The organism is Micromonospora sp. DT43, assembly GCF_049841645.1.
GTDB lineage: Bacteria > Actinomycetota > Actinomycetes > Mycobacteriales > Micromonosporaceae > Micromonospora.
The window spans coordinates 585840-611949 of record NZ_JBNCKR010000002.1 but is presented as its reverse complement, the minus strand read 5'-3'; the positions used below and the strand labels follow the sequence as shown (position 1 = coordinate 611949).

18 protein-coding genes are annotated in these 26110 nt (G+C 70.2%); 8 read left to right on the top strand and 10 right to left on the bottom strand.

The annotated features are described in order from the left end of the window. Nucleotides 1-96 precede the first annotated feature (96 nt). Nucleotides 97-1671 carry a glycoside hydrolase family 43 protein gene (locus ACLQ26_RS06790; protein ID WP_425743609.1) on the bottom strand — a complete coding sequence of 525 codons (1575 nt, stop codon included), beginning with the start codon at nucleotides 1669-1671 and terminating at the stop codon, nucleotides 97-99. 443 nt (nucleotides 1672-2114) lie between these two features. On the opposite strand from ACLQ26_RS06790, the gene ACLQ26_RS06785 reads away from it, so the two are divergent. Beyond that, the gene (locus ACLQ26_RS06785; protein ID WP_425743608.1) at nucleotides 2115-4958 is read left to right on the top strand and encodes a glycosyl hydrolase family 95 catalytic domain-containing protein; all 2844 of its coding nucleotides are present in this window, start codon (nucleotides 2115-2117) and stop codon (nucleotides 4956-4958) included. A gap of 88 nt (nucleotides 4959-5046) precedes the next feature. On the opposite strand, the gene ACLQ26_RS06780 is transcribed toward ACLQ26_RS06785, so the two are convergent. Then, nucleotides 5047-5355, bottom strand: coding sequence for a hypothetical protein (locus tag ACLQ26_RS06780; protein ID WP_425743607.1), 309 nt, complete (start codon nucleotides 5353-5355; stop codon nucleotides 5047-5049). Nucleotides 5356-5446: 91 nt separating this feature from the next. Further along, nucleotides 5447-5878 carry an iron chaperone gene (locus tag ACLQ26_RS06775; RefSeq protein WP_425743606.1) on the bottom strand — a complete coding sequence of 144 codons (432 nt, stop codon included), beginning with the start codon at nucleotides 5876-5878 and terminating at the stop codon, nucleotides 5447-5449. 213 nt (nucleotides 5879-6091) lie between these two features. Here ACLQ26_RS06775 and ACLQ26_RS06770 point away from each other — a divergent pair, with 213 nt between their 5' ends. Then, nucleotides 6092-7105, top strand: coding sequence for a LacI family DNA-binding transcriptional regulator (locus ACLQ26_RS06770; protein WP_425743605.1), 1014 nt, complete (start codon nucleotides 6092-6094; stop codon nucleotides 7103-7105). A gap of 50 nt (nucleotides 7106-7155) precedes the next feature. Here the strand turns inward: ACLQ26_RS06770 and ACLQ26_RS06765 are convergent, their stop codons facing one another. Genes ACLQ26_RS06765 through ACLQ26_RS06750 form a run of 4 tightly spaced genes read right to left on the bottom strand, consistent with a single transcriptional unit; the run spans nucleotide 7156 to nucleotide 11953 of the window. Next, a complete protein-coding gene (locus ACLQ26_RS06765) occupies nucleotides 7156-8868 on the bottom strand; it encodes an amylo-alpha-1,6-glucosidase (protein ID WP_425743604.1) in 1713 nt (570 codons plus the stop codon). 32 nt (nucleotides 8869-8900) lie between these two features. Continuing rightward, a complete protein-coding gene (locus tag ACLQ26_RS06760) occupies nucleotides 8901-9725 on the bottom strand; it encodes a carbohydrate ABC transporter permease (protein WP_425743603.1) in 825 nt (274 codons plus the stop codon). After that, nucleotides 9722-10693: a carbohydrate ABC transporter permease gene (locus ACLQ26_RS06755; protein ID WP_425743602.1), complete on the bottom strand. Its 972-nt coding sequence runs from the start codon at nucleotides 10691-10693 to the stop codon at nucleotides 9722-9724. The genes ACLQ26_RS06760 and ACLQ26_RS06755 overlap by 4 nt, the downstream gene beginning before the upstream one ends. Before the next feature lie 18 nt (nucleotides 10694-10711). Continuing rightward, nucleotides 10712-11953 carry a sugar ABC transporter substrate-binding protein gene (locus ACLQ26_RS06750; RefSeq protein ID WP_425743601.1) on the bottom strand — a complete coding sequence of 414 codons (1242 nt, stop codon included), beginning with the start codon at nucleotides 11951-11953 and terminating at the stop codon, nucleotides 10712-10714. 301 nt (nucleotides 11954-12254) lie between these two features. Between ACLQ26_RS06750 and ACLQ26_RS06745 the strand changes: the two genes are divergently transcribed. Further along, the gene (locus tag ACLQ26_RS06745; RefSeq protein WP_425743600.1) at nucleotides 12255-14090 is read left to right on the top strand and encodes an RICIN domain-containing protein; all 1836 of its coding nucleotides are present in this window, start codon (nucleotides 12255-12257) and stop codon (nucleotides 14088-14090) included. 190 nt (nucleotides 14091-14280) lie between these two features. Then, nucleotides 14281-15888 carry an arabinofuranosidase catalytic domain-containing protein gene (locus ACLQ26_RS06740; RefSeq protein WP_425743599.1) on the top strand — a complete coding sequence of 536 codons (1608 nt, stop codon included), beginning with the start codon at nucleotides 14281-14283 and terminating at the stop codon, nucleotides 15886-15888. A gap of 129 nt (nucleotides 15889-16017) precedes the next feature. Here the strand turns inward: ACLQ26_RS06740 and ACLQ26_RS06735 are convergent, their stop codons facing one another. Next, the gene (locus ACLQ26_RS06735) at nucleotides 16018-16629 is read right to left on the bottom strand and encodes a TetR/AcrR family transcriptional regulator (RefSeq protein WP_425743598.1); all 612 of its coding nucleotides are present in this window, start codon (nucleotides 16627-16629) and stop codon (nucleotides 16018-16020) included. 179 nt (nucleotides 16630-16808) lie between these two features. Between ACLQ26_RS06735 and ACLQ26_RS06730 the strand changes: the two genes are divergently transcribed. Continuing rightward, on the top strand, nucleotides 16809-18449 hold the full coding sequence (locus ACLQ26_RS06730) for an MDR family MFS transporter (protein WP_425743597.1): 1641 nt from the start codon (nucleotides 16809-16811) through the stop codon (nucleotides 18447-18449). A gap of 80 nt (nucleotides 18450-18529) precedes the next feature. Next, nucleotides 18530-19330, top strand: a complete 801-nt coding sequence (locus ACLQ26_RS06725; RefSeq protein ID WP_425743596.1) for a phosphatase PAP2 family protein — start codon at nucleotides 18530-18532, stop codon at nucleotides 19328-19330. On the opposite strand, the gene ACLQ26_RS06720 is transcribed toward ACLQ26_RS06725, so the two are convergent. Next, the gene (locus ACLQ26_RS06720; RefSeq protein WP_425743595.1) at nucleotides 19296-19865 is read right to left on the bottom strand and encodes a hypothetical protein; all 570 of its coding nucleotides are present in this window, start codon (nucleotides 19863-19865) and stop codon (nucleotides 19296-19298) included. The two genes, ACLQ26_RS06725 and ACLQ26_RS06720, sit on opposite strands and share 35 nt — an antisense overlap. 459 nt (nucleotides 19866-20324) lie before the next feature. Between ACLQ26_RS06720 and ACLQ26_RS06715 the strand changes: the two genes are divergently transcribed. Next, nucleotides 20325-21632, top strand: coding sequence for a cellulose binding domain-containing protein (locus ACLQ26_RS06715; protein ID WP_425743594.1), 1308 nt, complete (start codon nucleotides 20325-20327; stop codon nucleotides 21630-21632). A gap of 152 nt (nucleotides 21633-21784) precedes the next feature. Further along, the gene (locus tag ACLQ26_RS06710; protein WP_425743593.1) at nucleotides 21785-24196 is read left to right on the top strand and encodes a ricin-type beta-trefoil lectin domain protein; all 2412 of its coding nucleotides are present in this window, start codon (nucleotides 21785-21787) and stop codon (nucleotides 24194-24196) included. A gap of 128 nt (nucleotides 24197-24324) precedes the next feature. On the opposite strand, the gene ACLQ26_RS06705 is transcribed toward ACLQ26_RS06710, so the two are convergent. Further along, entirely contained in the window at nucleotides 24325-25788 is a 1464-nt protein-coding gene (locus ACLQ26_RS06705; RefSeq protein WP_425743592.1) for an arabinofuranosidase catalytic domain-containing protein, read from the bottom strand. Nucleotides 25789-26110: the final 322 nt, after the last annotated feature.

Genomic DNA, 26110 nt, shown 5'->3' with positions numbered 1-26110 from the left:
CCTCCTCGCTGGTGTGACCCGTTCCGGTCACGTTCACCTCGGGGACGGAGCCGCGCACAGCTTTTCGACATCGCCGCCAAAAAATACCGGTGCCGCTCAGTCGGTCGGCCGTGCCGCCGGGCGGTAGTCGAACCAGTCGAAGGCGGAGTTGCCCTCGGTCACGTACAGGCCGACGACCCGGCCGGTGAAGCCGCCGGCGACCTCGGTGGACAGGTAGCGCCCGTCGAGCTCGGCCAGCAGGACGCGGCCCTCGGGGGTCTCCACCTCGAAGCCGACCATGTCGGAGGTGGCGGGGCGTACACCGAAGGGTTCGTCCGCGGCCGCGAGGTCCGCCGCGGAGGTCACGGTCGGCGGGTAGAGGTCGTCGGTCCGGGTGGTGACCGTCAGGACCAGCGGGCCGGCGGGTACGTCGAGGGACGCGAAGACCTGCCGGAACGGCCCGACCCGGCCGACGACGCGGACGCTGCCGGCCTGCACCTCCAGGTCGTAGTGGTGCGCCTCGTCGATGCGGAGGGTGAGCCCGGCCGTCCCGCTGCCCGGATCCACACGTGTGCCGGCGCGGCAGTCATGGTGGCGCTGGCGCGTCCCCACGATCGTCGCACCGGCGCGGTCCAGCGTCGTGCCCGTGGCGTGCAGGGTGAGCCACCCGGGCCGCTCGGTCAGCGACCAGGCCGCGTCGGGGCGGGAGCGGGGCGAGATCCAGCCGGGGGCGAGGACTGTCGCGTCGAAGTCGTCGTGGTGGGCGCCCGGGTCGGGCGGGGCCGCGAGGGCCGGTGGACTGCCGGCGGGTGCGGCGGTGACCTCCCGGACACGGTCCACCACGGGCCACCCGTCCTCCCAGCGAACCGGAACGAGGAACGTCTCGCGCCCGAGCACGTGAAAGGGCGGCCACTGGCCCTTCGCCCGGATGCCGAGGAGCACCATCCACCAACTGCCGTCGACGGCCTGCACGAGATCGGCGTGCCCGGCGGCCTGCACGGGCAGGTCGGTGCCGCGGTGCGTGAGGATGGGGTTGGTCGGCGCGGGCTCGAAGGGCCCCCGTGGGCTGCGCGAGCGGGCGACCGAGACGGCGTGGCCGGTGTGCGTACCGCCCTCGGAGAGCAGCAGGTACCACCAGTCGCCGATCCGGTAGAGGTGCGGCGCCTCCGGGTACTGCCCACCGGTGCCGGACCAGAGCGGGATCGGCCCCTCCAGCACCTGACCCCTGTCCGGGTCGATCCGGTAGGCGTCCACGCCGGAGGTCGTCAGCCAGCAGGTGCCGTCGTCGTCCCAGGCCAGGGACGGGTCCACGTGTGGGAGGTCGAGGTAGACGGGCTCGGACCATCCGCCGGTGGGGTCCTCCGCGGTGACGATGAGATGTCGGCCCAGGCTGACGTTTGTGGTGATCATCCAGAACCGGCCGTCGTGGTGGCGGATGGTGGGCGCGAAGATGCCTCGGGACGCGTCGGCGTCCGGCGGGATCTCCAGCTGGCTGGGACGGTCGAGGACGTTGCCGATCTGTCGCCAGTTGACCAGGTCCCGACTGTGCAGCAGCGGGACGCCCGGGAAGTACTCGAAGCTGGAGCAGACCAGGTAGTAGTCCTCGCCGACCCGGCAGACGCTCGGATCGGGATAGAAGCCGGGGACGACCGGATTGCGGTAGCCCGAGACGGCGGCCGTGCGTGCGGACACGGGATGCCACCTCCGGGGCCGGTCAGGGGCGGGATGCCGCAAATGTTCGCGATAACATCGTGTGCCCTGGATGCTACGAACCTGCAGTCGGGATGGCAAGCAGGTGGGCGGCCTGGCGGCGACCCCTGGGGGACCCTGGCGGGAAACATCGCCGACATGTCTTGACGGGTGGCCTTGCCATCTACGAAGGTCTATAGAGGGTCAGATGACGCGCCGCCGGGAGCTCGGCGCGTCGGCCTCCGGCTGTGAAGCGTTGCTGCGGGGTGCGAACGGGCGGCACTGTTAACGCTAACAGCGCGAGGTGTCCACACACGTCCGACGGCGTCTCCTTCGAGACCGCGAACGGCGCGCGTCCACGACATTCGACTTCCTGGGGCGGTGGCCCGGCGACGGGCACCTCCCTCCTCTGCCTGCGCCTGTGAGCTGCGCTGATTGGAGAAACCATGCCTGACGTGACACGAAGGAACGTGCTGAGGGCCGGTGCGGCGGGCGCCGGAGCCGCCCTGCTGCCGGTCGCGTGGTCCGCCGTCGCCCGCGCCGGCTCGGTGGCGCCGCCGCAGGTGCTCGCGGCCGGCGACCTGGCCCTGTGGTACGACGAACCCGCGGGCACCGACTGGCTACGCGCGCTGCCGATCGGCAACGGCAGGCTGGGCGCGATGGTGTTCGGCAACGTCGACACCGAACGGTTGCAGCTCAACGAGGACACCATCTGGGCCGGCGGCCCGTACGACTCTGCCAACACCCGTGGCGCGGCCAACCTCGCCGAGATCCGGCGGCGGGTCTTCGCCGACCAGTGGACCCAGGCGCAGGACCTGATCAACCAGACGATGATGGGCAACCCGGGTGGCCAGCTCGCCTACCAGCCGGTGGGCAACCTCCGGCTCGCCTTCGGATCCGCCAGCGGCGCGTCCCAGTACAACCGGACGCTCGACCTCACCACCGCGACCGTCACCACGACGTACGTGCTGAACGGCATCCGGTACCAGCGTGAGATGTTCGCCAGCGCGCCCGACCAGGTGATCGTGATCCGGCTGACCGCCGACCGGGCCGGCTCGATCACGTTCAACGCGACCTTCGACAGCCCACAGCGGACGACTGTGTCGAGCCCCGACGCCGCCACCATCGGCATCGACGGCATCTCCGGCGCCATGGAGGGCGTCAACGGGTCGGTGCGCTTCCTCGCCCTGGCCCAGGCCGTCGCGACGGGCGGCACGGTCAGCAGCTCCGGCGGAACCCTGCGCGTCTCCGGCGCCACGAGCGTGACAGTGCTGATCTCGATCGGTTCCAGCTACGTCAACTACCGCGTCGTCAACGGCGACTATCAGGGCATCGCGCGCACCCGCCTCAACGCCGCCCGCGCCGTCGCCTTCGACCAGCTGCGCAGTCGCCATCTCGCCGACTACCAGGCCCTGTTCAACAGGGTGACAATCGACCTGGGGCGTACTGCCGCCGCCGACCAGCCGACCGACGTGCGGATCGCCCAACACGCGAGCACGAACGACCCGCAGTTCTCCGCCCTGCTGTTCCAGTACGGCAGGTACCTGCTGATCTCCTCGTCGCGACCGGGCACGCAACCGGCGAACCTGCAGGGCATCTGGAACGACTCGATGACCCCGCCGTGGGACTCGAAGTACACAATCAACGCCAACCTGCCGATGAACTACTGGCCCGCCGACACGACGAACCTGCCCGAGTGCTTCCTGCCGGTCTTCGACATGGTCCGGGACCTCACGGTGACCGGTGCGCGCGTCGCCCAGGCGCAGTACGGCGCGGGTGGCTGGGTCACGCACCACAACACCGACGGGTGGCGGGGCGCCTCGGTCGTCGACGGGGCGCTGTGGGGCATGTGGCAGACCGGCGGGGCCTGGCTGTCCACCCTCATCTGGGAGCACTACCTGTTCACCGGCGACGTCGGCTTCCTCCAGGCCAACTATCCGGCCCTCAAGGGCGCCGCCCAGTTCTTCCTCGACACCCTGGTCGCCCACCCGACGCTCGGCTACCTGGTCACGAACCCGTCGAACTCGCCCGAGCTGCCGCACCACTCGAATGCCAGCGTCTGCGCGGGCCCCACGATGGACAACCAGATCCTGCGCGACCTGTTCGACGCCGTGACCCGGGCCGGCGAGGTGCTCGGTGTCGACGCCACGTTCCGCTCCCAGGTGCGGACCGCCCGGGACCGGCTCGCGCCCACACGTGTCGGCTCCCGGGGCAACGTCCAGGAGTGGCTCGCCGACTGGGTCGAGACCGAGCGGAACCACCGACACGTCTCACACCTGTACGGCCTGCATCCCAGTAACCAGATCACCAAGCGCGGCACCCCGGCGCTGTACGAGGCCGCGCGCCGGACCCTGGAGCTGCGCGGCGACGACGGGACCGGCTGGTCCCTCGCCTGGAAGATCAACTATTGGGCTCGGCTGGAGGACGCCACCCGCGCCCACAAGCTCCTGAAGGACCTGGTGCGGACCGACCGGCTCGCGCCGAACATGTTCGACCTGCACCCCCCGTTCCAGATCGACGGCAACTTCGGCGCCACCTCAGGCATCGCCGAGATGGTGCTGCACAGCCACACCGGCGAACTGCACCTGCTGCCGGCGCTGCCCAGCGGGTGGCCCACCGGCCAGGTCGCGGGCCTGCGTGGTCGGGGCGGCTACACCGTCGGCGTGCGCTGGACCAGCGGGCAGGCCGACGAGATCAGCGTCCGTGCCGACCGGGACGGCACGCTACGTCTGCGCGCCCGGCTCTTCACCGGTTCGTTCACCCTCGTCGACGCCACCGACGACAGCACACCGCCCACCACCCGACCGGAGACGGATGTCGTCCAGTTCGCCGTCCGGGCCGGGCACACCTACCGCGCCGCGCGGCCGGGTGTGACACCGTCGCCGACGCTGAGCAGCACGCCGACGCCCACGCCCACGCCCACGGTCACCCCTACCCTGAGCCCGACGCCGACCCCGACGCCGACGGTGACGAGCACGCCCTCACCGTCCGGCGCGCGGGCGACGTACACGGTGACGAGTTCGTGGTCGGGCGGCTTCCAGGGCGAGGTCACAGTGACCGCCGGCGCGGCTCCGACCCGTGGCTGGACCGTCTCCTGGACCTTCCCCAACGGGCAGGTGATCAACCAGATCTGGAGCGGCGCACACACCCAGAGCGGCGCGAACGTGCGGGTGACGAACGTCGACTACAACGGGTCACTGCCGGCCGGTGGCTCCACGACGTTCGGCTTCATCGCCTCCACGACCGGCACCAACAACCCGCCGACCAACATCACCTGCACGACGACCTGACCCGACGCGTCTTGCGCCTCTACTCCAGCCCGCCGCCGGCCCGGTGGCGGGCTGGAGAGCCGCCGTCCGGGTGCGCCAGTTAACGCCCTCACTCTGGCGTCACCGTCGGCCCGGCCCGCCTCCGCCACCGACGGTGACGCCAGACGGCGATCGCACACGCCACGGCGACGAGCAGCGCGGCGGCGCCCTTCCACGCGCGCTCGGACCACGGTCGGTCGACGCCGAACGCCGCCTCGCCGGCGGCCATGAGCCACAGCCCCACCCACGCCCACTGCCAGCCGCGTGGCCAGGAGAAGGAATGCGGTGGGCCGGTGACGGCACCGACCACGATGAACGCGGCGCCGACGACGACGATCAGCGGTACGCCGATGCGCGAGACGACCTCCCAGAGCGACACGTGTCGATCATCCCCGGTGGGCGCAAACGGTGCCAGAGTGCGCACCAGCGGAGCGGGCCGTCGCCCGCGAGCCTCCGGGTCGGGGCGATGCTCAGGAGATCGCGGCCCGCACCAGCTCGACGACCCGCTTCTCCACCTCGGGGCTCCACGTCCGCAGCGCGTACGACACCGGCCAGAGGTCGCCGTCGTCGAGGTTGGCCGTGTCCTGGAAGCCCAGCGTCGAGTACCGGTAGTTGAACTTGCCGGAGTCCTGGAAGAAGACGACGATCTTGTCGGCCGCGTTCGCGTAGGCGGGCATCCCGTACCAGGTCTTCGGCGACAGGTCGGGTGCGGCGGTGGTCACCGCCACGTGCACGCGCTCGGCGAGCGCACGATCGTCGGGGGCCATCTGCGCGATCCGGTCGAGGACCGCCTGCAACCCGTCGGCCCTCTTGGCGCCCTTCTTGCCCTCGGCGCGCAGCTCGGCCGCACGCTCCTTCATCGCCGCGCGCTCCTCGGCGCTGAAGCCGTCGGACTCGGTCATGGTGGGCTCCCTCTCGATCTTTCCTCGGCCCGGCGGTGGTGCCGGCTACCTGGGGAAAGGCTAGGCCCGGGTGACGACAGGTGCTTCTTGATTCCTGACCGGGTCGGAGGCCGGCCGGCCGGGCGGGGCGTCCGGGTGCCCCCGCGGAGCGCCTATGCTCAACCGGAGCTGGGCGCGTCCCCGTCGGGGCAGGAAACGATTCGAGGGCGGCGTATGAACATCGGGGAGATCGCCCGGCGGGCCGGGGTGTCCCGCAGCACCGTGTCGTACGTGCTGAGCGGCAAGCGGACCGTCTCGGAGGCGACCCGGCAGCGGATCCAGGCGGTCATCGACGAGCTGGACTACCGGCCGAACGCCAGCGCCCGCGCCCTGAAGGAGGGGCGTACCCGCACCCTCGGGCTGGTGATCCCACCGGCGAGCCAGCGGTTGACCGACATGCAGTTGGGCTTCGTCGCCAGTGTCGTCGAGGCCGCCGCCCGCCACGATCTGGACGTGCTGCTGTCCCCGTCCGGTGGCGACCACGACCGGTCGTTCGAGCGGATCGTCAGCGGGCGTCGGGTGGACGGCGTCGTCCTCATGGAGATCCGTTTGGAGGACGACCGGGTCACGCGGCTGACCAGAACGGGCCTGCCGTTCGTCACGATCGGTCGGACGGCCGAAGCGCACGGCATGAGCTGGGTCGACATCGACTACGCCGGTCTGATCGCGCGCTGCGTGCACCACCTGGCGGACCTGGGGCATCGGCACGTGGCGCTTGTCAACCGCTCCGCCGAGCTGGTGGCGGCGGGCTACGGACCGAGCCACCGCGCGCTCACCGGTTTCCAGGAGGCGGTGGCGGAACGGGGTCTGACCGGCGTGGACGTCTGCTGCGGCGACGACACGGCCTCCGGCGAGGCGTGCGTGGAGCAGTTGCTCGTGACCCATCCGGAGGTCACGGCGGTGGCCACCATCAACGAGGCGGCGCTGCCCGGGATGCAGCGCGCGCTGACCGGCGCCGGGCTGTCCGTGCCTGCCGACTTCTCCGTCACCGGGGTCGCCGCCCAGCACTGGGCGGAGGACTTCCGTCCGCCGCTGACCGCCGCGGACGTGCCCATGCGGGACATGGGCGCCGAGGCCGTGGCGCTGCTGCTGGAGATCATCGCCGCCCCCGAGAGCGTGCCGCGGCACCGTCTGTACAGCCCGCCCATCTCGCTGCGGTCCAGCACCGGTCCGGTCCGGCTGCACTGACAGTTGACCGACGCGGGCCCCGGGGGGTCGGTGGGGCCCGCGCCGGCCGGCTATCGCCGCGCGGCTCGGCGCTTTTCCTGAGCGGCCGCGAGGATGAGATAGCTGCTGGCCGTCCAGGTGTACGCGCGGTCCCGTAGCCCGGCGCCGGTCTCGGCGTCGAAGTTCTCCGCGAAACCGGACTTCTCGCACAAAGCGAGGAAGCGCTGGCTGATGTCGTCGGCGATCCCGGTGTGCCCGGCCCGCCGCAGACCGTCCTCGACCAGCACGGTGGAGGGCGCCCAGATCGGCCCCCGCCAGTAGCCGTCGGCGAGGTAGTGGGCCGAGTCCGTCGGCTCGGTGGCCAGCCCGTGCGTGGTGAGGTGGGTCTCGACCTCCCGGGCCAGCGCGTCGGCGATCGGGGCGGGCAGGTCGGCGCCGAGGGCGACGGGCATGAGGTCGAGCAGGCTCCGGCTTGTCCGCTGCTGCCCGGTGTGCGGGCTGCGGGCGGTGAAGCGCTCGCCGTCCCACAGTTGCCCGAGCATCGCCGTGTGGATCCGGTCGGCCTCCCGGGACCACCGGTCGGCGGGTTCACCCAGCTCGGTGGCGAGGTCCGCCAGGCAGCGTAGCTGGGACACCAGGAACGCGGCCAGGTCGGCGGTCTGCAGGACGCGGTTGTCGTCGAACGTGGTGGCGTTGTCCCAGCCACTGTCGTTGCCGTGCTGGTAGTGCGGCAGGTCCTGGCCGGGCGCACGGCGCGCGTCGAGCCAGAACCCGGTCCAGCGGGCCAGCCTGTCGTACGTGCGGGCGAGCTCCGCCCGCGCCGGTGGCTGGGGAAGCCGCTGGCGCAGGTGACGCAGGGCCCAGCCGTGGATGGGGGGCTTGACGTAGTTGTGCAGGACCTCCGAGTGGGTGACCGAGTCGGGCAGGGCGCCCGCGCCGTCCTGGTGGTCGAAGGGCAGTTGGAACTGGTGCCAGGCCAGCTCCGGTTCGCCGGCCGCGAGCGCGATGGCGTTGAAGCAGTGGTCCCAGCTCCACACCTTGTCCATCCAGTGCTTGGACATCAGGACGGCGGGCCGGGTGACGAAGCCCGCCGGGGCGACGGTGGCGGACCACAACACGTAGGCGGCCAGTTCGGCGGCCGGGGTGTCCGCGCTGCGCCATGGCGCGACCGCGTCGACGAACGCGGTGAACTCGGCGCTGCGGTCGCGGCACACCTGGTCGAAGGGGACGGCGGTGGCGTACGGCCGGCGGGCGGTGGCGTACTCCTCGATGGCGATCTCCCAGGGTTGGTCGCCGGGGAGGTCCAGGAAGCGGTCGGCGGCGCCGAGCGCCTCGACGCCGTCGGTGCGGCGCAGCCCGCCGGAGAGCACAGTTACCCGGTAGCGGCGCCCGGTCTCGTACGAGGTGAACACGTGTGACCCGTCGACCGGGTCGAGGTAGAGGTAGGTGCCACTGAACGGGGTGAGGGTGCCCGCGGCCGCCGCGATTCGGAGGCCGAGCTGCCGGCCCCGCAGCCGCAGGGTGTCCGGTCCGTCGTAGACGGCCTCGATCCGCCCGGTACCGGCATGCCAGGTGAGCAGCGCGGGCGTGGCGACGACAGTGGTGTCGGCGGCCGTGGGGGAGAGGCGCAGCACCGGGTGCAGCCCGGTCTGGTGCGACACCAGGTGCAGGTCGTCGGCGTACGTCTTCTCGGCGACCACCGGGGAGATGTTGAGCCAGGATCCTCGGTAGCTGAACGGGATGTCCTGGATTCCGAACTCCGGACCGGACGGGGCGACGGTCATGGGTGGCGGTTGCCTTTCTGTGGTGCGGGTGGTCAGTCCTTGACGGCGCCGGCGGTCACGCCCATCGAGACGTACCGCTGAGCCAGGACCAGCAGCACGGCGGCCGGGATGGAGGCGACGACAGCGGTGGCCATGATGGCGTTCCACTGCTGGTTGTTGTTGCCGATGTAGTGGTAGATGCCGAGGGTGATCGGCTGGTGGTCGCCACCGCCGGCGAGGGTCGAGGCGAAGATGAAGTCCGACCAGGACCACAGGAACGCGAACAGCGACACCGTCACGATCGAGTTTCGGCTGACCGGCAGCACGACCGACCAGAAGGTGCGCAGCCGTCCCGCGCCGTCGACCACCGCGGCCTGCAGCAGTTCGTCGGGGATGCCGGACATGAAGGCCGTGAAGATCAGTACGGCGAACGGCACCGCGAGTGTCGTGTCGGCCAGGATCAGGCCCGGCAGCGTGTTGAGCACGCCGAGGGTGAGGTAGATGGCGTAGAAGCCCATCGCCATGATGATTCCCGGGATCATCTGGGCGATCAGCAGCAGGAAGCTCAGCGCCGGGCCGCCGGGTGGCCGCAGCTTCGCCAACGCGTATCCGGCGGGGGCGGCGAGCGCCACGGTCAGCGCGACAGTGCCGAGCCCGACGACGAAGCTGGTGCCGAGGTACGGCAGTTGCTGGTCGAGCACGGCCCGGTAGCCGTCCAGCGTGCCGTTGGTAGGGAACAGGTGCGGCGGGTCGGCGCGCATGTCCTGGTCCCGGGTGAACGACACATTGATCATCCAGTACACGGGGAAGAGCATCAGTCCGGTCAGCACCAGACCGATTCCGGTCTTCCACCAGACGCGACGCGGTGAGGTGGTCATTGTTGGTACTGCCTCCGCTGGGACCTGATGTAGACGAGCCCGGCGATCAGGGCCATCACGATGAGCAGGTTGCCGACGGCCGCGCCCGGCCCGAACTCCGGCAGCATGTTGCCGAAGCCGAGGCGGTACGACCAGGTGGCGAGCGTTGCGGACGAACCGGTCGGGCCGCCCCGGGTCATGATCCAGATGATGTCGAAGACCTTCAGCGTGTAGATCAGCCCCAGCAGCAGCGTGATCGCGGAGACCGGGCGCAACAGCGGGAAGGTGATCGACCAGAACCGTTGCCAGCCGCTCGCGCCGTCGAGCGCGGACGCCTCGTACACCTCGACCGGAATGGCCTGGAGGCCGCTGTAGAGCACCACCAGGTTGAACGGGATGCCGATCCAGACGTTCGCGATGATCACCGAGGTGAGCGACCAGGTCGGCGAGGTGAGCCAGTTGACCGGGTCGATCCCGACGACACCCAGCGCGGCGTTTACCAACCCCGAGTCGCTGTTGAGCAGCCACGACCAGGTCGAGGCCGAGACGATCAAGGGCAGCAGCCAGGGTACGAGGATCAGCGCCCGCAGGGTGCCCGACAGCGGGAAGTTCTGACGGAAGAAGAGAGCCAGGGCCATGCCGATGGTGAACTGGAAGACGAGTGACGCGCCGGTGAAGACGAGTGTGTGCGTCAACGTCGGCCAGAACGCCGGGTCGGTCAGGACGGTGCGGTAGTTGTCCAGGCCGGCGAAGGGTGCGCCGCCCTGCACGAACGAGCGGACCGTGTACTCGCGCAGGCTCAGCTCGACGTTGCGGTAGAGCGGGTAGGCGTAGAAGGCCAGCAGGTAGACGACAGTCGGCGCCAGGAAGCCCCACGCCAGCCATCGTCCGGGCCGGCGGGTTCGAGGCGCGGGGGGCCCGGGCGGGGCGGCCTCAGCCGCCCCACCGTGGCCTCGCGTCGTAGTGGTGGTACGTGTCGTGGGGGTCATCGTGTCGGTTCGGCCCGCTTACTTGCTCGTGGCCGAGGCCTGCGCGCCGGTCAACGCCTCCTGCGGCGACTTTCCGCCGCTCAGGGCCGCCTGGACGGCGGTCCACAGGGGTTCGGAGATCTTCGGGTACTTCGTGCCGAGGTTGTCACCGGTGCGGCCCTTCGCCGCGCGGACGGCCTCCACCCAGACCTTGAGCTTGGGGTTCTCGGTCGCCTGCCGGTCCTGTACGGCGGTGACGGGCGCGACGTAGGAGAGCGTCGTGTCGGTGGTGAGGAGATTGTCGGCGTTGGTCAGGCAGGTGACGAGCTTCTGCGACGTCGCGTACCGACCGGTCTTCTTCTGCACGGGGATCGAGACGAACTCGCCACCGGTCGGCGCCGGGGCCGGCCCACCGGCGCTGGCCGGGATCGCGATGGTGCCGTAGGAGAAGCCGAGCTTCTCCGCGTTGGCCAGCTGCCAGGTGCCGTTCTCGGCGAACGCGAAGTTGCCGGTGGCGAACTCCTGCCAGCTCGTGGTCTGGGTGTTGTTGATGACCGAGTTCGGGGCCAGGCCCTGCTTGAGCCAGTCCTTCCAGAGGGTCAGCGCGGACACCGCCTGCGGCGAGTCCAGGCTGGTCAGCTGCGCGCCGGATCCCCAGAACCAGGGCAGGAACTGGAAGCTGCCCTCCTCGGTGCCGATCGCGGAGAAGGTGATGCCCTTCTTGCCCTTCGCCTTGACCTTCGTCAGCGCCGCGGTCAGGGACGCCCAGTCGGTGACCGAGGCCGGGTCGACGCCCGCGGTGGTCAGCAGGTCCTTGTTGTAGTAGAGCGCCAGGGTGTTCGCCCCGATCGGCACCCCGTACGTCTTGCCCCCGCTCTGGCCGGCGCCGAGCAGGTTCGGCGCCATGCTCGACACGTCCAGCTTGTTCTCTTCGGTGGTGGTGAGAGCCCCGGCCTCGGCCAGTGTCGAGATGACCGGGTTGTCGACGATCAGCACGTCCGGCGAGTTGCCCTGCTGGGCGGCGAGCAGTGCCTTGTTGGTGAGGTCGGTGGTGTCGTAACCGGTCCGCTCGACAGTCACACCCGCCGAGGTTCCGCACTTCTTGAGCAGGGCGACCCAGTCGGAGTCGTCGGCGAACTGCGGATACGGGTCCCAGACGAGGTAGGCCCCGCCGCCGGCGTCGGAGTCGCCGGACGACGACGAGCAGGCGCCGGCGGTCACCGCGGCGAGCGCCAGCACGGCAACGGCGGCCAGGCGCCGCCGTCGGTTGAGTCCTGTCATGTGCTGCCTCACTTAGAGTCGATCGTCAGGTGGGGTGTCGTGGGTTGACCGTCGCGGGCCGGACCACGTCCGACCATGAGGCGAACCGATTCGACGAAACGGTTCGCACGAAGATAGGACCGCCCGTGCTCGCTGGTCAAGGGTTGGGCGAGCTGCCCGGGCGGCGCTGCTGGGAAACACCACCTTCACCCGATCGTCACTTCATTGACACGGGTGAGTCCCCGACCTACGATCCGTGCGAATCGATTCGCAAGCGCAGCCCTCCGGAGAGCGTCCCCCGCGCCCCACCAAGGAGCCGCCCGTGAAAACCCCGTCCCGCAGCAGGTCGGGGCGAGCCCACGCGCTCGTCGCCCGACTCGTCGTCGGCCTGCTCGCCGCAACCACCGCCGTCACCGTCGCCGCGTCCCCGGCCCAGGCCGCCGACGAGTCGATAAGCGTCAACTTCTCCACGACCACCGGCACGCCTACCTACCGCGCGGCCGGCTGGATCTACGGCATGACCGAGAACGCCAGTGGCCCGCCCGACCACTTCTACCGCGACGTGAACTTCCGCTACATGCGCGCCGGCGGCGCGCAACTGCCCGGCAGCGGCTGGGTGGGCGGAAACTACGATCGCCGCTGGAACGCCACACTCGCCCAGGCGCGTCGGACCGCCGCCCTCGGCGGGCAGTTCATCCTGCTGCCGCACGATCTGTGGGGCGCCGACGGCGCCGGCATCTCCCGCTTCCCCGGCGACAACGGCAACTGGACCGACTACGACAACTTCCTGAGTCGGGTCATCAACGACGTCCGGGCGTCCGGCCTGTCGGTGCAGTGGGACATCTGGAACGAACCCAACATCACCATCTTCTGGAACAGGCCGATCTCCCAGTACCTGGAGCTCTGGCGGCGCACCTACCAGCGCCTCCGGACGGAGTTCCCCAACCAGCTCATCGTCGGGCCGAGCTGCGCCTGCGTGCCGTCGACAAACCACGCGTTCTGGAACCAGTACCTGGACTTCGTACGCTCGACAAACACGGTGCCGGACATCATCAGTTGGCACTCGCTGCCCGGTGACCCGGTCGCCAACGTCGCCGCCGCCAACGCCACCCTCGACCCGCGTGGCATCCCGCATCCGCGCCCGTACCAGATCAACGAGTACGGGGCGTCCAACGAGCAGAACCCGGCCGACGGCGCCTGGTACATCGCGCGTCTGGAGCGGGCCGGCGCGGACGGTCTGCGGGCCAACTGGGCGAGCGCCGGCAACCTGCACAACGACCTCGGCAACCTGTTGATCCGCAACTCGGCCGGCCAGCACCAGCCCAAGGGCGAGTGGTGGGCCTACCGCTACTACGCCTCGCAGACCGGCCAGAACGTCGCGGTGACCGGCAGCCAGTCGTACGACGCGTACGCCACGAAGACGACAGGGGTGGCGAAGGTCCTGGTCGGTGGTGGCCGCACCACCGGAAACCTGAGCGTCAACCTGCAACGCCTCGACACGACGAGTGGCGTCGTGCAGAACAACCAGGTGCGGGTGCTCACGCAGCGCATCCCGTACAACAACGGCGGTGCGGTGCAGGGCCCGGTCACGGTCTCCAACAGCGTCGTCACCCTGTCCAACAACAACGCCACGGTGAACCTGGGGTACGGCAACCAGAACGACACGTACACGGTGACCCTGCTGCCGCCCTCCGAAGGAGGCTTCCAGTCGGTGGCGGTGGCCCAGCACTCCCAGCAGTGTCTGGACAACACCGGCCTGAGCACCGCCGACGGCAACGTCCAGCAGCAGTTCTACTGCGAGGGCGGCGCCCAGCAGCTCTGGAACTTCCAGCCGGTCGCCGGCGTGGCGAACACGTACACGGTGGTCAACCAGCAGAGCGGCAAGTGCCTCGACGTCAGCGGCGGCTCCACCGCCAACAGCGCCGCCGTGGACCAGCGGACCTGCCAGAACGCGCCCTACCAGCAGTTCACCCTCCGGAAGGTGACCTACTCCGGTAACGACTCGCACGACTACCAGCTAGTCGCCCGGCACAGCGGCAAGTGCGTCGACGTCAACGGGGTCTCCACGGCGGCCCGCGCGACGGTCCTCCAGTGGCCCTGCAACGCGGTCGGTCAGGGCAGCCCGCTCAACCAAACCTGGCGGATCTGGGGGCGGTAGGCGGCGCGGAAGAGGTCAGGCGGTGGCCGCCGGCACGGGCGGCCACCGCCGGACTTCCGCCGACCGGGCTTTCATTGACACTCATCGAAAAATGATCCTACGATTGCCGCGACTCGCTTCGGCCGCCCCCGCCACCACCACTCGCGGCGTCGGCACATCCACGCGCTGCCACGACTCCGAGGAGCACCCCGTGCGAACCCCGTCCCCCACCGGGCCCGGCCCGGCCCGCGATCCCATCCCGAGGCGTCGCTTCCCGCGCCTGGCGGTCCTGGCCAGTGCCCTGGCCGGCGTCCTCGTCCTCGTCACCGTCGGTGCGGCGGCCGGCGCCGGATCGTCCGTCGCCGAGGCCGCCGCCGCGCCGATGGCGGCCGCCGCCATCACGCCGGGGCAGAGCACCACAATCGTCGGCGCCCCGTCCGGTCGATGCGTCGAGGTCCCCAACTCCAGCACCACCAACGGCACCCAGACCCAGCTGTGGGACTGCAACGGCGCGGCCGGCCAGACCTGGACCTGGACGTCGAGCAAGCAGCTCACGGTGTACGGCAACAAGTGCCTGGACGCCTCCGGCCGAGGCACCACCAACGGCACCGCGGCGATCATCTGGGACTGCAACGGCCAGAACAACCAGCAGTGGAACGTCAACAGCAACGGCACCATCACCGGCGTCCAGTCCGGGCTGTGCCTCGACGCCAACGGCGCGGCCACCGCCAACGGCACCAAACTGATCCTCTGGGCCTGTAACGGCGGCGCCAACCAGCAGTGGGCCTCGCCGACGACCCCGCCGACCACGACCCCGCCGACCACCGGCCCGCCGACCACTCCGCCGCCGAGCGGCGCGCGCCCGTGCGACATCTACGCCTCGGGCGGCACCCCGTGTGTCGCGGCGCACAGCACGACGCGAGCGCTCTACGCCACGTACGCCGGCAACCTCTACCAGGTCCGGCGCTCGTCGGACAACACGACCCGCAACATCGGGCTGACCGGCACGGGCGGCACCGCAAACGCGGCGACGCAGGACTCGTTCTGCTCCGGCACGACCTGCGTGATCACCGTCGTCTTCGACCAGTCCGGTCGCGGGAACGACCTCTGGTACCAGGGGTCGAGCGTGGTTCCGGGCTCGCCGCAGAGCAGGCCGGCGACCGCGACCACGGAGTCCCTGACGGTGGGCGGCGCCAAGGCGTACTCGCTCTACATCAACCCTGGCAACAGCTACTGGCGCGACGGGCACCTGACCGGCGTGCCGACCGGCGCGGCGCCCGAGGGCATGTACATGGTGACCAGCGGCACCCACGTCAACAGCGGCTGCTGCTTCGACTACGGCAACAGCGAGACGACGCGCAAGGCCGACGCGGCCGGCGCGATGGACGCCATCAACTTCGGCAAGCAGTGCTGGTTCGGCGGCTGCTCGGGCAGCGGCCCCTGGGTGCAGGCCGACCTGGAGTGGGGTCTGTTCCCCGGTGGCAGCAGCTCGTGGAACCCGAACCAGCGGGCGTTCACCAGCAAGTTCGTCACCGCGACGCTGAAGAACAACGGCACGTCGCGCTTCGCCATGAAGGGCAGCGACGCCCAGTCCGGCAGCCTCTACACGCTGTGGGACGGCTCGCTGCCCCCGGGATACAGCCCGATGAAGAAGCAGGGCGCGATCATCCTGGGCAGTGGCGGTGACTGCTGCAAGCCCGACGGCGGCGCGAACCTGAGCGCCGGCACGTTCTACGAGGGGGCCATGGTCGCCGGTTACCCGTCCGACGCGACCGAGAACGCGGTGCAGGCAAGCGTGGTGAGCGCCGGCTACCGCTGATCCCGTCGACGGCGGGCCTCGTCCGCCGGCCACCATCGCCCAGCGCGGTGGTGGCCGGCGCGACGGGGCCCCTTGTCGTTCGCGCTGCGGACTGGTGCTCACCGCGTCGAGTCGTACACCTGTCGGTGGTCAGGCCGGTGGGTCGCCTGCCGCTGCCGACGGGGGAGCGACCTCGGCGAGCGCGGTTCGCACGATCTCCAGCAGGTCCTGGCCCGGGTGGTCGATCCAGTGCTGGATGGCGACGCGCAGGGCGGCCAGGAACGTCGCGGTCAGCAGGCGGGAGCGCAGCGCCACAGCCGTGCCGGTGAGCCGGTGGGCGAGGTCCGCGGCCAGCTCGCGCTCTATCGCGGTGTACGCCGCCACCTGGTGCGCGGCCAGTCCGGGGTGCCCGCGCAGCTGCCGGCGCCGGGTCAGCCAGCTGTGGTCGCGATCATCCGATGATTCCCTGGTGAACTGTTCGGCCGCCCGGCTCAGCGCGGTCCACGGCGGCTCGCCGTCCGGCCGCTCGTGGACCAACTGCAGCAGCCGGCGCAGGCGCACGGTGTCGCCGTAGAAGAGCGCCTCCTCCTTGCTGGAGAAGTAGTTCGAGAACGTGCGGCGGGAAACGTTTGCGGCGTCGGCGATCGCCTCGACTGTCACGCCGTCGGGGCCCTGCTCGGCAGCGAGGCGCAGGGCTGACTCGTGCAGGGCGAGGCGGGTGGCGGCCTTCTTGCGCTCCCGCAGGCCGGTGATCTCGTCCATCGCGCTCAGCGTACGTCGAGTGATCGCCTTCTCAATGGGCAAACTTGCCGATTGGGCAAGATCGGTAGATGCTTGTGTGAGGCAACCAAGTCAGGTGCGCGAATGCGCGCGTGCGTGAAAACCCGCGCAGCCCTGTCGACGTCGCCCTCGAAAAACCACGACAAGCTGGAGGCCGCGCGATGAGCGCACCCACCACCACTGCCGGCACCGAGCCGATGACCCATCGGCAGACGCTCGAGGCGCTCAGCGGTCTGCTGCTGGTGCTCTTCGTCGCGATGTTGAGCAGCACGGTCGTCTCGACCGCGCTACCAAAGATCATCGGGTCGTTGAACGGCTCCCAGAACCAGTACACCTGGGTCGTCACCGCGACCCTGCTCACCGCGACCGCCACCACTCCGATCTGGGGCAAGCTGGCCGACCTGTTCAACAAGAAGCTCCTCATCCAGGTCGCCATCGTGGTCTTCCTCCTGGGCTCGGTGATTGCCGGCTTCTCGCAGAGCGCGGGGCAGCTCATCGCGGCCCGCGCGTTCCAGGGCATCGGGGTCGGCGGCCTGCAGGCCCTCGTCCAGGTGGCGATCGCCGCCATGATCCCGCCGCGCGAGCGGGGGCGCTACAACGGCTACCTCGGCGGAGTCATGGCCGTCGCGACCGTCGGCGGCCCGCTGCTCGGCGGTCTCATCGTCGACACGTCCTGGTTGGGCTGGCGCTGGTGCTTCTTCGTGGGCGTGCCGGTCGCCATCATCGCGTTGATCCTGCTCCAGGCGACCCTGCACCTGCCGACGCTGCGGCGGGAGAACGTCAAGATCGACTACCTGGGTGCGGGCCTGATCGCCGCCGGCGTCAGCGTGCTACTGATCTGGATCTCCTTCGTCGACGGCTCGTTCGCGTGGCTCTCCTGGCAGACCGTGGCCATGGTGGGCGGCGCGCTGCTCCTGCTCGCCCTCGCGGTCTGGGTGGAGTCACGGGCGGCCGAGCCGGTCGTCCCGCTCGGCATCGTGCGCCAGCACACCACCGCGTTGGCCATCCTCGGCAGCCTCGCGGTCGGCATGGCCATGTTCGGCGGCGCGGTCTTCCTCGGCCAGTACTTCCAGATCGGCCGCGGCTACAGCCCCACCGAGGCCGGTCTGCTCACCATCCCGATGATGGCCGGTGTCCTCGGCTCCTCGATCGTCGCCGGCCGGCTGATCACCCGGACCGGGCGGATCAAGCCGTACATCGTCGCCGGTTCGATCATCCTGGTCGCCGGGTTTGCGCTGCTCGGCACCATCGACCACGAGACGTCGCTCGTCCTGGTCGGCGTCGCCATGTTCATCGTCGGCACCGGCGTCGGCATGACCATGCAGAACCTCGTTCTCGCCGTCCAGAACACGGTGGCACTCAAGGACATCGGCGCGGCCAGCTCCAGCGTCGCGTTCTTCCGGTCGCTCGGCGGCACCATCGGTGTCTCGGTGCTCGGCGCGGTGCTCGCCCACCGGGTCACCGACCAGATCACGCGCGACCTGACCGCCGCCGGGATCCCCGCCTCCGGCGCCGGCGGCGACAGCAACCTCAACATCACGGCGCTGCCCGACGGGATCCAGCACATTGTGCGGGCCGCGTACGGTGACGCCACCGGACACATCTTCCTCATCTCCGCCGCCATCGCGGTGGTAGGCGTCATCGCCGCGCTCCTGCTCAGGCCGGTCACCCTGCGGACCAGCCTCGACCTGCCGGACGCCGCCACGTCGACGGCGCTCGGCGCCGACGCGGTCGACGGGGCGCCCGCGTTCGACCAGGTCACCATCGACCCCGCGCCGAAGGCGGCGCCCGAGCGGCGTTGACGTTTGACCGCAGCGGGCCGCTACCGTCTGGGCGGTGGCGGCCCGAACCACCCGACGACAGTGACTGAATCGAGGCGCCTGTGGAGATCGCCGAGCTGGCGGTGCCGCGGCCGGTGGCACCCGGCCGGCGGGCTGCTCCGGCGCGCCGCGCGGCGCGCGAACTGCTGCTCGTCGCCACGCTGTTCCTCCTCTACAAGGTGGCGCGGATGGCGGTGGCCGGCCGGGTGTCGACCGCGCTGGCCAACGGCGAGTCGATCTGGCACGTGGAGCGGCTGTTACACCTGCCCGACGAGTCCACCGTCCAGCATCCGCTGCTCGCGTACGGCCTGGTGGCGCACCTGGCCAACGGCTACTACGCGTACGTGCACTTCCCCGCCACGGTGCTCACCCTCGTCTGGCTGTACCTGCGGCACCCGGCGCACTACCTGTGGACGCGTCGCGTGCTCGCCTGTCTCACCGCCGGGGCTCTGGCACTGCACCTCCTGGTCCCACTGGCGCCGCCCCGGCTCACCGCGCTGACGGGCCTGGTCGACACCGGCCGCCGGTTCGGGCCCACCGTCTACGGCCCACCCGACACCGACACCCTCAGCAACCAGTACGCCGCCATGCCGTCCCTGCACGTCGGGTGGGCGCTGGCCGTGGCCGTCGCGCTCGTCGCGGTGACCCGCGGGCGTCTCCGGTGGCTGTGGGTGGCCCACCCGATCGTCACCCTGCTGGTCGTCGTGGCCACCGGGAACCACTACTGGCTCGACGGTGCGGCTGCGGCGCTGATGCTCGGGGTCGTGCACCTGGTCCTGCCCGCACCCACACCCGGCGAGCGACAGGTCCGCGACGGCGAACGGGACCTCAGCCCACCGGAACGCCGTACTCGCGCTCGGTGAACAGGTCGATGTCTCGCGGGCCCAGTTTCGCGAACCGGCGAGCGTGCAGGGCGAGCTGCCGGCGTGCCTCGCCGAGTCGGCGGCTGGCGATAGTCATCTCGTCGGACGCCTCGAACGGCTCCGTTCCGCTGGCCTGCAGCGCGGCGGCCAGCACCGCGTTGAACGCGGTCATGAGCCCGTTGGCCAGCGCGATGCCGTCCTGATCCGCGCGGGTCCAGATCTCCGACCAGGCGGCCTCCACGGTGACCATGTCCCGGGCCAGCCAGTCGTGCAGCACCATCGGCCCCAGCGGCCGCTGCCCTCCGAGCAGGTCGTTGCCCGCCTCCGGCAGGCCCGATCGCCAGTACCTGGTCTGTCGCAACGCCTCGGCCTTGTGGGCGAGGCGGAGGGCGCCGGACAGCACCAGGACGTACGCCCGCTGCAGCTCGGCCCGCTCCCGCTGGCGCCGCTTGATCCGACTGTGCACCCACACCACGAACAGCGATGCGAAGGCGGTGAGCGCGGAGCCGAGCAGGGCGGCCAGGGTTGAGTTCACGCCGACATGATGCCTGCCGCCGGTCGGCATCGCCGCGCGGGCTCACCCCGGTCGGACCACCGCTCGGGTTCCGTTGCGGCGACCGGTCCGCCGGCCCCGCATGTTACCGATAACAAGACCCTCCACCCGCGCGTCGTGCCGCGTTCAACGGTTTTTGCGGGGGAGTTGTCAGACGTCATTCGTTACGACTTGACGAACGGGATGTTATCGCTCACAGTCGATGCGATGCGAGGCGAACGGCGTCCCTGGCTCACCGGGCGAGCCAGCTGGTTCCGGCCTCGCCGATCACGACGTTGCGCAGGGCAGGCGAACGTCGCATCAGGACCTGTCACCAGCCGCCGGCGACGCGCGGTGGGCGTCGCGCGCCCGCGTGGTTCGTCGTGCGGATGACCCGTCCTGATCTTTTCCCGCGCGACATCCCCACCACCTACTGACCCACCGAAACAGAGGGAGTGGTCAATGTTCAGACACCGGTTCACCTCCGGGTCCATCGCGCTCGCGGCGCTGCTCGTCGTGGCAGCGGGCGCGACCACGCTCAATGGTGGCCTCGGTGCCACCACCCCGGTCGCGGACGTGGGCACCGCCGCGGCGACCGCCGGCTGCGGCAAGGCCCCGACGCTGCGCAGCGGTACGCAGACGATCCAGAGCAACGGCAAGAGCCGCAGCTACATCCTGCGGATCCCCGGCAACTACAACAACACCAACCCGTACCGGTTGATCTTCGCGTTCCACTGGCGGGGCGGCACCGCGACCGAGGTCGACTCCGGAGGTACCAGCGGCCGACCCTGGTCCTACTACGGCCAACTCGAGCAGTCGAACGACACCGCCATCCTGGTCGCGCCCCAGGGCTTCGGCAACGGGTGGGGCAACTCCGGCGGCGAGGACGTCACCTTCGTCGATGACATGATCCGCCGCATCGAAGGCGACCTCTGCGTCGACACCACCCAACGCTTCGCCCTCGGCTTCAGCTGGGGTGGCGGCATGAGCTACGCCCTCGCCTGCGCCCGCGCCACCACCTTCCGCGCCGTGGCCGTCTTCAGCGGCGCGCAGATCAGCGGCTGTAGCGGCGGCACCCAACCCATCGCCTACTTCGGCCTGCACGGCATCACCGACAACGTCCTCAACATCTCGCAGGGCCGCGCGCTGCGCGACACCTTCGTGCGCAACAACGGGTGTACGGCGCAGAGCCCGCGCGAACCGGCCGCGGGGAGCCGGAGCCACATCACCACCACCTACTCCGGCTGCCGCGCCGGATATCCCGTGCAGTGGGCTGCCTTCGACAACGGTCACATGCCCGGCCCGGTCGACGGCACGTACGCCGAGAGTGGCATCACCACCTGGACCAAGGGCGAGGTCTGGAAGTTCTTCGCCCAGTTCCAGGGCACGACGCCGCCGACCACACCGCCGCCCACCACGGCCCCGCCGACCACTCCTCCGCCCACCACGCCGCCGCCGACGACCCCTCCGCCCGTTCCGGGCGGCTGTTCGGCCTCGGTGTCGTTGAACGCGTGGAACGGCGGATTCGTGGCCACGGTGAAGGTGACCGCCGGCTCCGCCGGCACGAACGGGTGGGCGGTCGGCATGACGCTTCCGAGCGGCGCGGGCGTCACCAACACCTGGTCGGCCATGGCGAGTGGCAGCACCGGGGCGGTGCGCTTCTCGAATGTGGACTACAACGGGCGGCTCGCCGCCGGCCAGGTCGCCGAGTTCGGTTTCCAGGGCACCGGCAGCGGCACCGGCCTGACCCCCACCTGCACCGCCAGTTGACACACCCGGAGGGCGCCTGACGCACCCGACGCGGGTGGCGGACCGCACCCGGTCCGCCACCCGCGATGCCACCTGATCCCGGAACCGGGACGGCGGCGCGCGGTGTGACAAGGGGTCCACCGTGCCCCACACCTGTTCCAAGGAGACCTCACATGCCAGGAATCACACGCCTGATCCGCCGTTCGTCAACCTTCGCGCTCCTGGTCGTCGGCAGTGTGCTGACCGCCAGCGGTGTGGTGGGTGGGATCACGACCCCCGCGCAGGCCGCCACCTCCATCACGATCAACGGAGCGTCGGGTGGCCGTACGTTCGACGGGGTCGGCGCGGTCAGCGGCGGCGGCGGCAACAGCCGCCTGCTGATGGACTACCCCGAACCCCAACGCGGCCAGATCCTCGACTACCTGTTCAAGCCCGGCTACGGCGCGGCCCTGCAGATCCTCAAGGTGGAGATCGGCGGCGACACCAACTCCACGAGCGGGTCCGAGCCGAGCCACTCCCACTTTCGGGGCGATCTGAACTGCGACCGCGGTTACGAGTGGTGGATCATGGAGCAGGCCAAGGCCCGCAACCCGAACATCAAACTCGTCGGGCTGGCCTGGGGTGCGCCGGGTTGGATCGGCAACGGCAACTTCATGTCCCAGGACTCGATCGACTACCAACTGTCGTGGCTGGGCTGCGCCCGGCAGCACAACCTGACGATCGACTACCTCACCGCCGCCCAGAACGAGCGCAGGTACGACGCGAACTGGACCATCAGCCTGCGTAGCGCGCTCAACAACAACGGCTACGGCAACGTCAAGCTCATCTTCGGCGACGACTACCCGGGCAGTTGGAACCCGGCAAACGTTGCCGTGAACAACGCAGCGCTGCGCAACGCGATCGACGTCATCGGCGGTCACTACCCGTGCGGCTACCTGGCCGCGCAGACGACCTGCACGGTGTCGGCCAACGCGACAGCCACCGGCGAGACGCTCTGGAACAGCGAGGGCGGCTCGCAGGACTACAACGACGGCGCCAAGCCGCTGGCGCGGGGCATCAACCGGGGCTACCTCGACGGGAAGATGACCGCGTACATCAACTGGAACCTGATCGGCGCGACAACCCCGAACATCCCCTGGGCCACCGTCGGCCTGATGCTTGCCAACCAGCCGTGGTCGGGCTGGTACGCCGTCGGCAAGAACACCTGGACCCTCGCGCACACCACCCAGTTCACCGCGCCCGGCTGGAAGTACCTCGACTCGTCCAGCGGCTATCTCGGTGGTGTCCGCAACAACGGCAGCTACGTGTCGCTGAAGTCGACGAACAACTCCGACTACACCACTGTCATCGAGACCATGGACGCGACAGCCGCGCAGACGCTGAACCTCAACGTCACAGGCGGCCTGTCCACGTCGGCGGTGCACGTGTGGTCGACCAACCTGAACTCCTCCAACACTTCCGAGCACTTCGTGCGCGGCGCCGACATCACCCCGTCCGGCGGTGCGTACTCGCTTACCGTGCAGCCCGGTCGCATCTACACCATCACCACCACGACCGGTGCCGGCAAGGGCACCGCGACCAGCCCGTCGCAGGGCCAGCTCGGCCTGCCCTACAGCGACAACTTCGAGAGCTACCCGGCCGGCAAGCTGGCGAAGTACCTGCAGGACAACCAGGGCGCGTTCGAGACCGCGACGTGCGGCGGCGGACGGACGGGCATGTGCCTGCGCCAGGCGTCCCCGATGGCGCCGATCACCTGGAAGACCCTGGCCGACCCCAGCACGTACGGCGGCAACCTGAACTGGAACAACTACACGGTCTCCGCCGACGTCATGCTGGAGAAGTCCGGCTACGTCCAGCTGGAGGGGCGGGTCGGCAACCAGACCCTGGACCCGGTCAGCGCCCAGAACGCCTACTTCCTGCGCGTCACCGACGGCGGTGCCTGGTCGATCCTGCGCAACAGCACAAGCAACCAGCTCACCACCCTGCGCAGCGGCAGCGTCGCCGCCCTCGGCACCAACCGGTGGCACACCCTCGCTCTCGGCTTCTCCGGCAGCACCATCACCGCCACCGTCGACGGCGCGACAGTCGGCACGGCCACCGACTCCGCGTACTCCGCGGGTCTGGTCGGTTTCGGGACCAGCCAGGGCCAGACCGCGCAGTTCGACAACCTGAACGTCGTCGCCGGTGCCGGCGGCGGCAGCACGGCGGCGCTGCGCAACACCGGAGCCGCTAGGTGCCTGGACGTCCCGTCGCAGTCGCAGACGAACGGCACCCAGGTGGCGTTGTGGGACTGCAACGCCGGCGCCAACCAGCAGTGGTCGTCGACCGCCGGCAAACAACTCCAGGTGTACGGGTCGAAGTGCCTGGACGCCGAGAGCGCCGGGACGACCGCGGGCACCCGGGTGATCATCTGGGACTGCAACGGTGGCACCAACCAGCAGTGGAACGTCAACACCGACGGTTCGATCACCGGAGTGCAGTCCGGCCTCTGCCTCGCACCGAACGCGGCCGGAACGGCAAACGGCACCCAGGTGGTCCTCGCCACCTGTAACGGCAGCAGCAGCCAGAAGTGGACGCGAAGCTGAGGACGTACCCCATCTCGTCGATGGTGGCGCGTTCGCGGCGCACGGCCTGGCACGCGCGCGTGGCCCGGCTCGGGATCGTTCCCGAGCCGGGCCACGCGGCGTAGCGGCCCTGGTCGCGGCCGCTGGGTTCAGCGGTAGCCGGCGGCGACGATGTTCGCCTGCACCGCGTTCTCGGTCGCGTCGGACGGGTAGCCCGCCACCATCGCACCCTCGTAGAAGGTGCCGACACTCTGGTTGGAGTTGTCGATGCAGCAGTCGCCGCCGCTGCCCAGGATGATGGCGCCCTGCTTCCGCATCGGGTTGTAGCCCGAGGGCAGCGACCCGTCCCAGAGCGTGGAGAGGTTGCCGGACTGGGCGTTGCTGCCCTTGATGGCGAAGCGCGTCGTGCCGTTGTTCTTCAGCGTCGCGGTGACGAACTTGCTGGTGAACGCCCGCTGGTTCGGGTTCCACGAGCTGCTGCCACCGGGGAACAGACCCCACTCCAGGTCGGCCTGCACCCAAGGGCCGCTGCCGGAACAGCCGCCGAACCAGCAGCTCGTGCCGAAGTAGATGGCGTCCATGGTGCCCCGGCCGTCGGCCCGACGGGTGGTTTCGCTGTTGCCGTAGTCGAAGCAGCAGCCGCTGTTGACGTGGGTGCCGCTGGTCACCATGTACATGCCCTCCGGCGCGGCCCCGGTCGGGATGCCGGTCAGGTGCCCGTCGCGCCAGTAGCTGCTGTTGCCGTTGATGTAGAGCGAGTAGACCCTGTTGCCGCCGACAGTCAGCGACTCCCGGGTCGCGACCGCGGGCTGCACGGCACCCCCGATCCCACCCGCGCCCTGGTAGCCGAGGTTGTTGCCGCGCCCGGACTGGTCGTAGATGACCGTGATGACGCAGGTGGTGTTCGCGCAGAAACTGTCCTGGGTGGTGGAGTTGGCCCGTCCTCCGGTGCCGAGCACCCCGATGTTCCTGGTGCTGTTGTCCGAGGACCGGCGTACCTGGTAGAGCGAGCCGCTGTAGGAGGCGTACAGGGCGCGGGTGGTGCTGTGCGCCGCGACGCAGGGCGTGCCACCGGCCGTGTAGATGTCACAGGGCAGGGTCGTGCTCGGCGGCGGTGTGGTGGGTGGCGGGGTCGTCGGCGGCGGGGTCGTGGGTGGCGGTGTGGTGGGTGGGGGTGTCGTCGGGCCCACGTCTCCCGTACAGGTGGTGCCGTTGAGGACGAAGGAGGTCGGCACGGGGTTGCTGCCGGTCCAACTGCCGTTGAAGCCGAAGCTCGTGCTGCCGTTTGTGGGAATGCCGGCGTTGTAGGGGGCATTGGTGACGGCGACGTCGCCGCCCGCCTGGGTGAAGCTGCCGTTCCACAGTTGGGTGACGGTCTGGCCGGCGGCGAAGCTCCAGGTCAGTCGCCATCCGTTGACGGCGTCACCCAGGTTGGTGACTGTGACGTTCGCGCCGAAGCCACCCTGCCACTGGGAGCTGACCGAGTAGGTGACCCGACATCCGGCGGCGGCCGCCGAAGCGCCGGTCTGGGTGAGGGCGGCGCCGACGAGCACGAGTGTGGCGGCAGCGGCGACGAGCGCTGGTCGCCGGTGCGGGGATCGTTGTGGTCGCACGTGCTCTCCTCATTGGTGGGAGGTTGCCGATGTGCTCGTCCCGGGCCCGTTCCCCCTGCTCGGGCCCGGACTCTGAGCAGGGGGAACGGCGGGACGTGGCCCGGCCTACGGCACGTACGGCGACGCTGGGGCCGTCGGACACCGGGGTTGGGCCGTGGGGACGGCCTGATCGGCGGGCCAGGCGGCTTGTACGTGGCGTTACGGTCGCCGGTCAGCGCGGACGGCCCTGCCCTGGGACGCGCGCTGATCGGTGAAGGTGGCCGTGGCCTGGAATCGTCCGGCCCTCGGCGCGAGTCGCCCGGTGGTGATCGTGGGCCGTCCC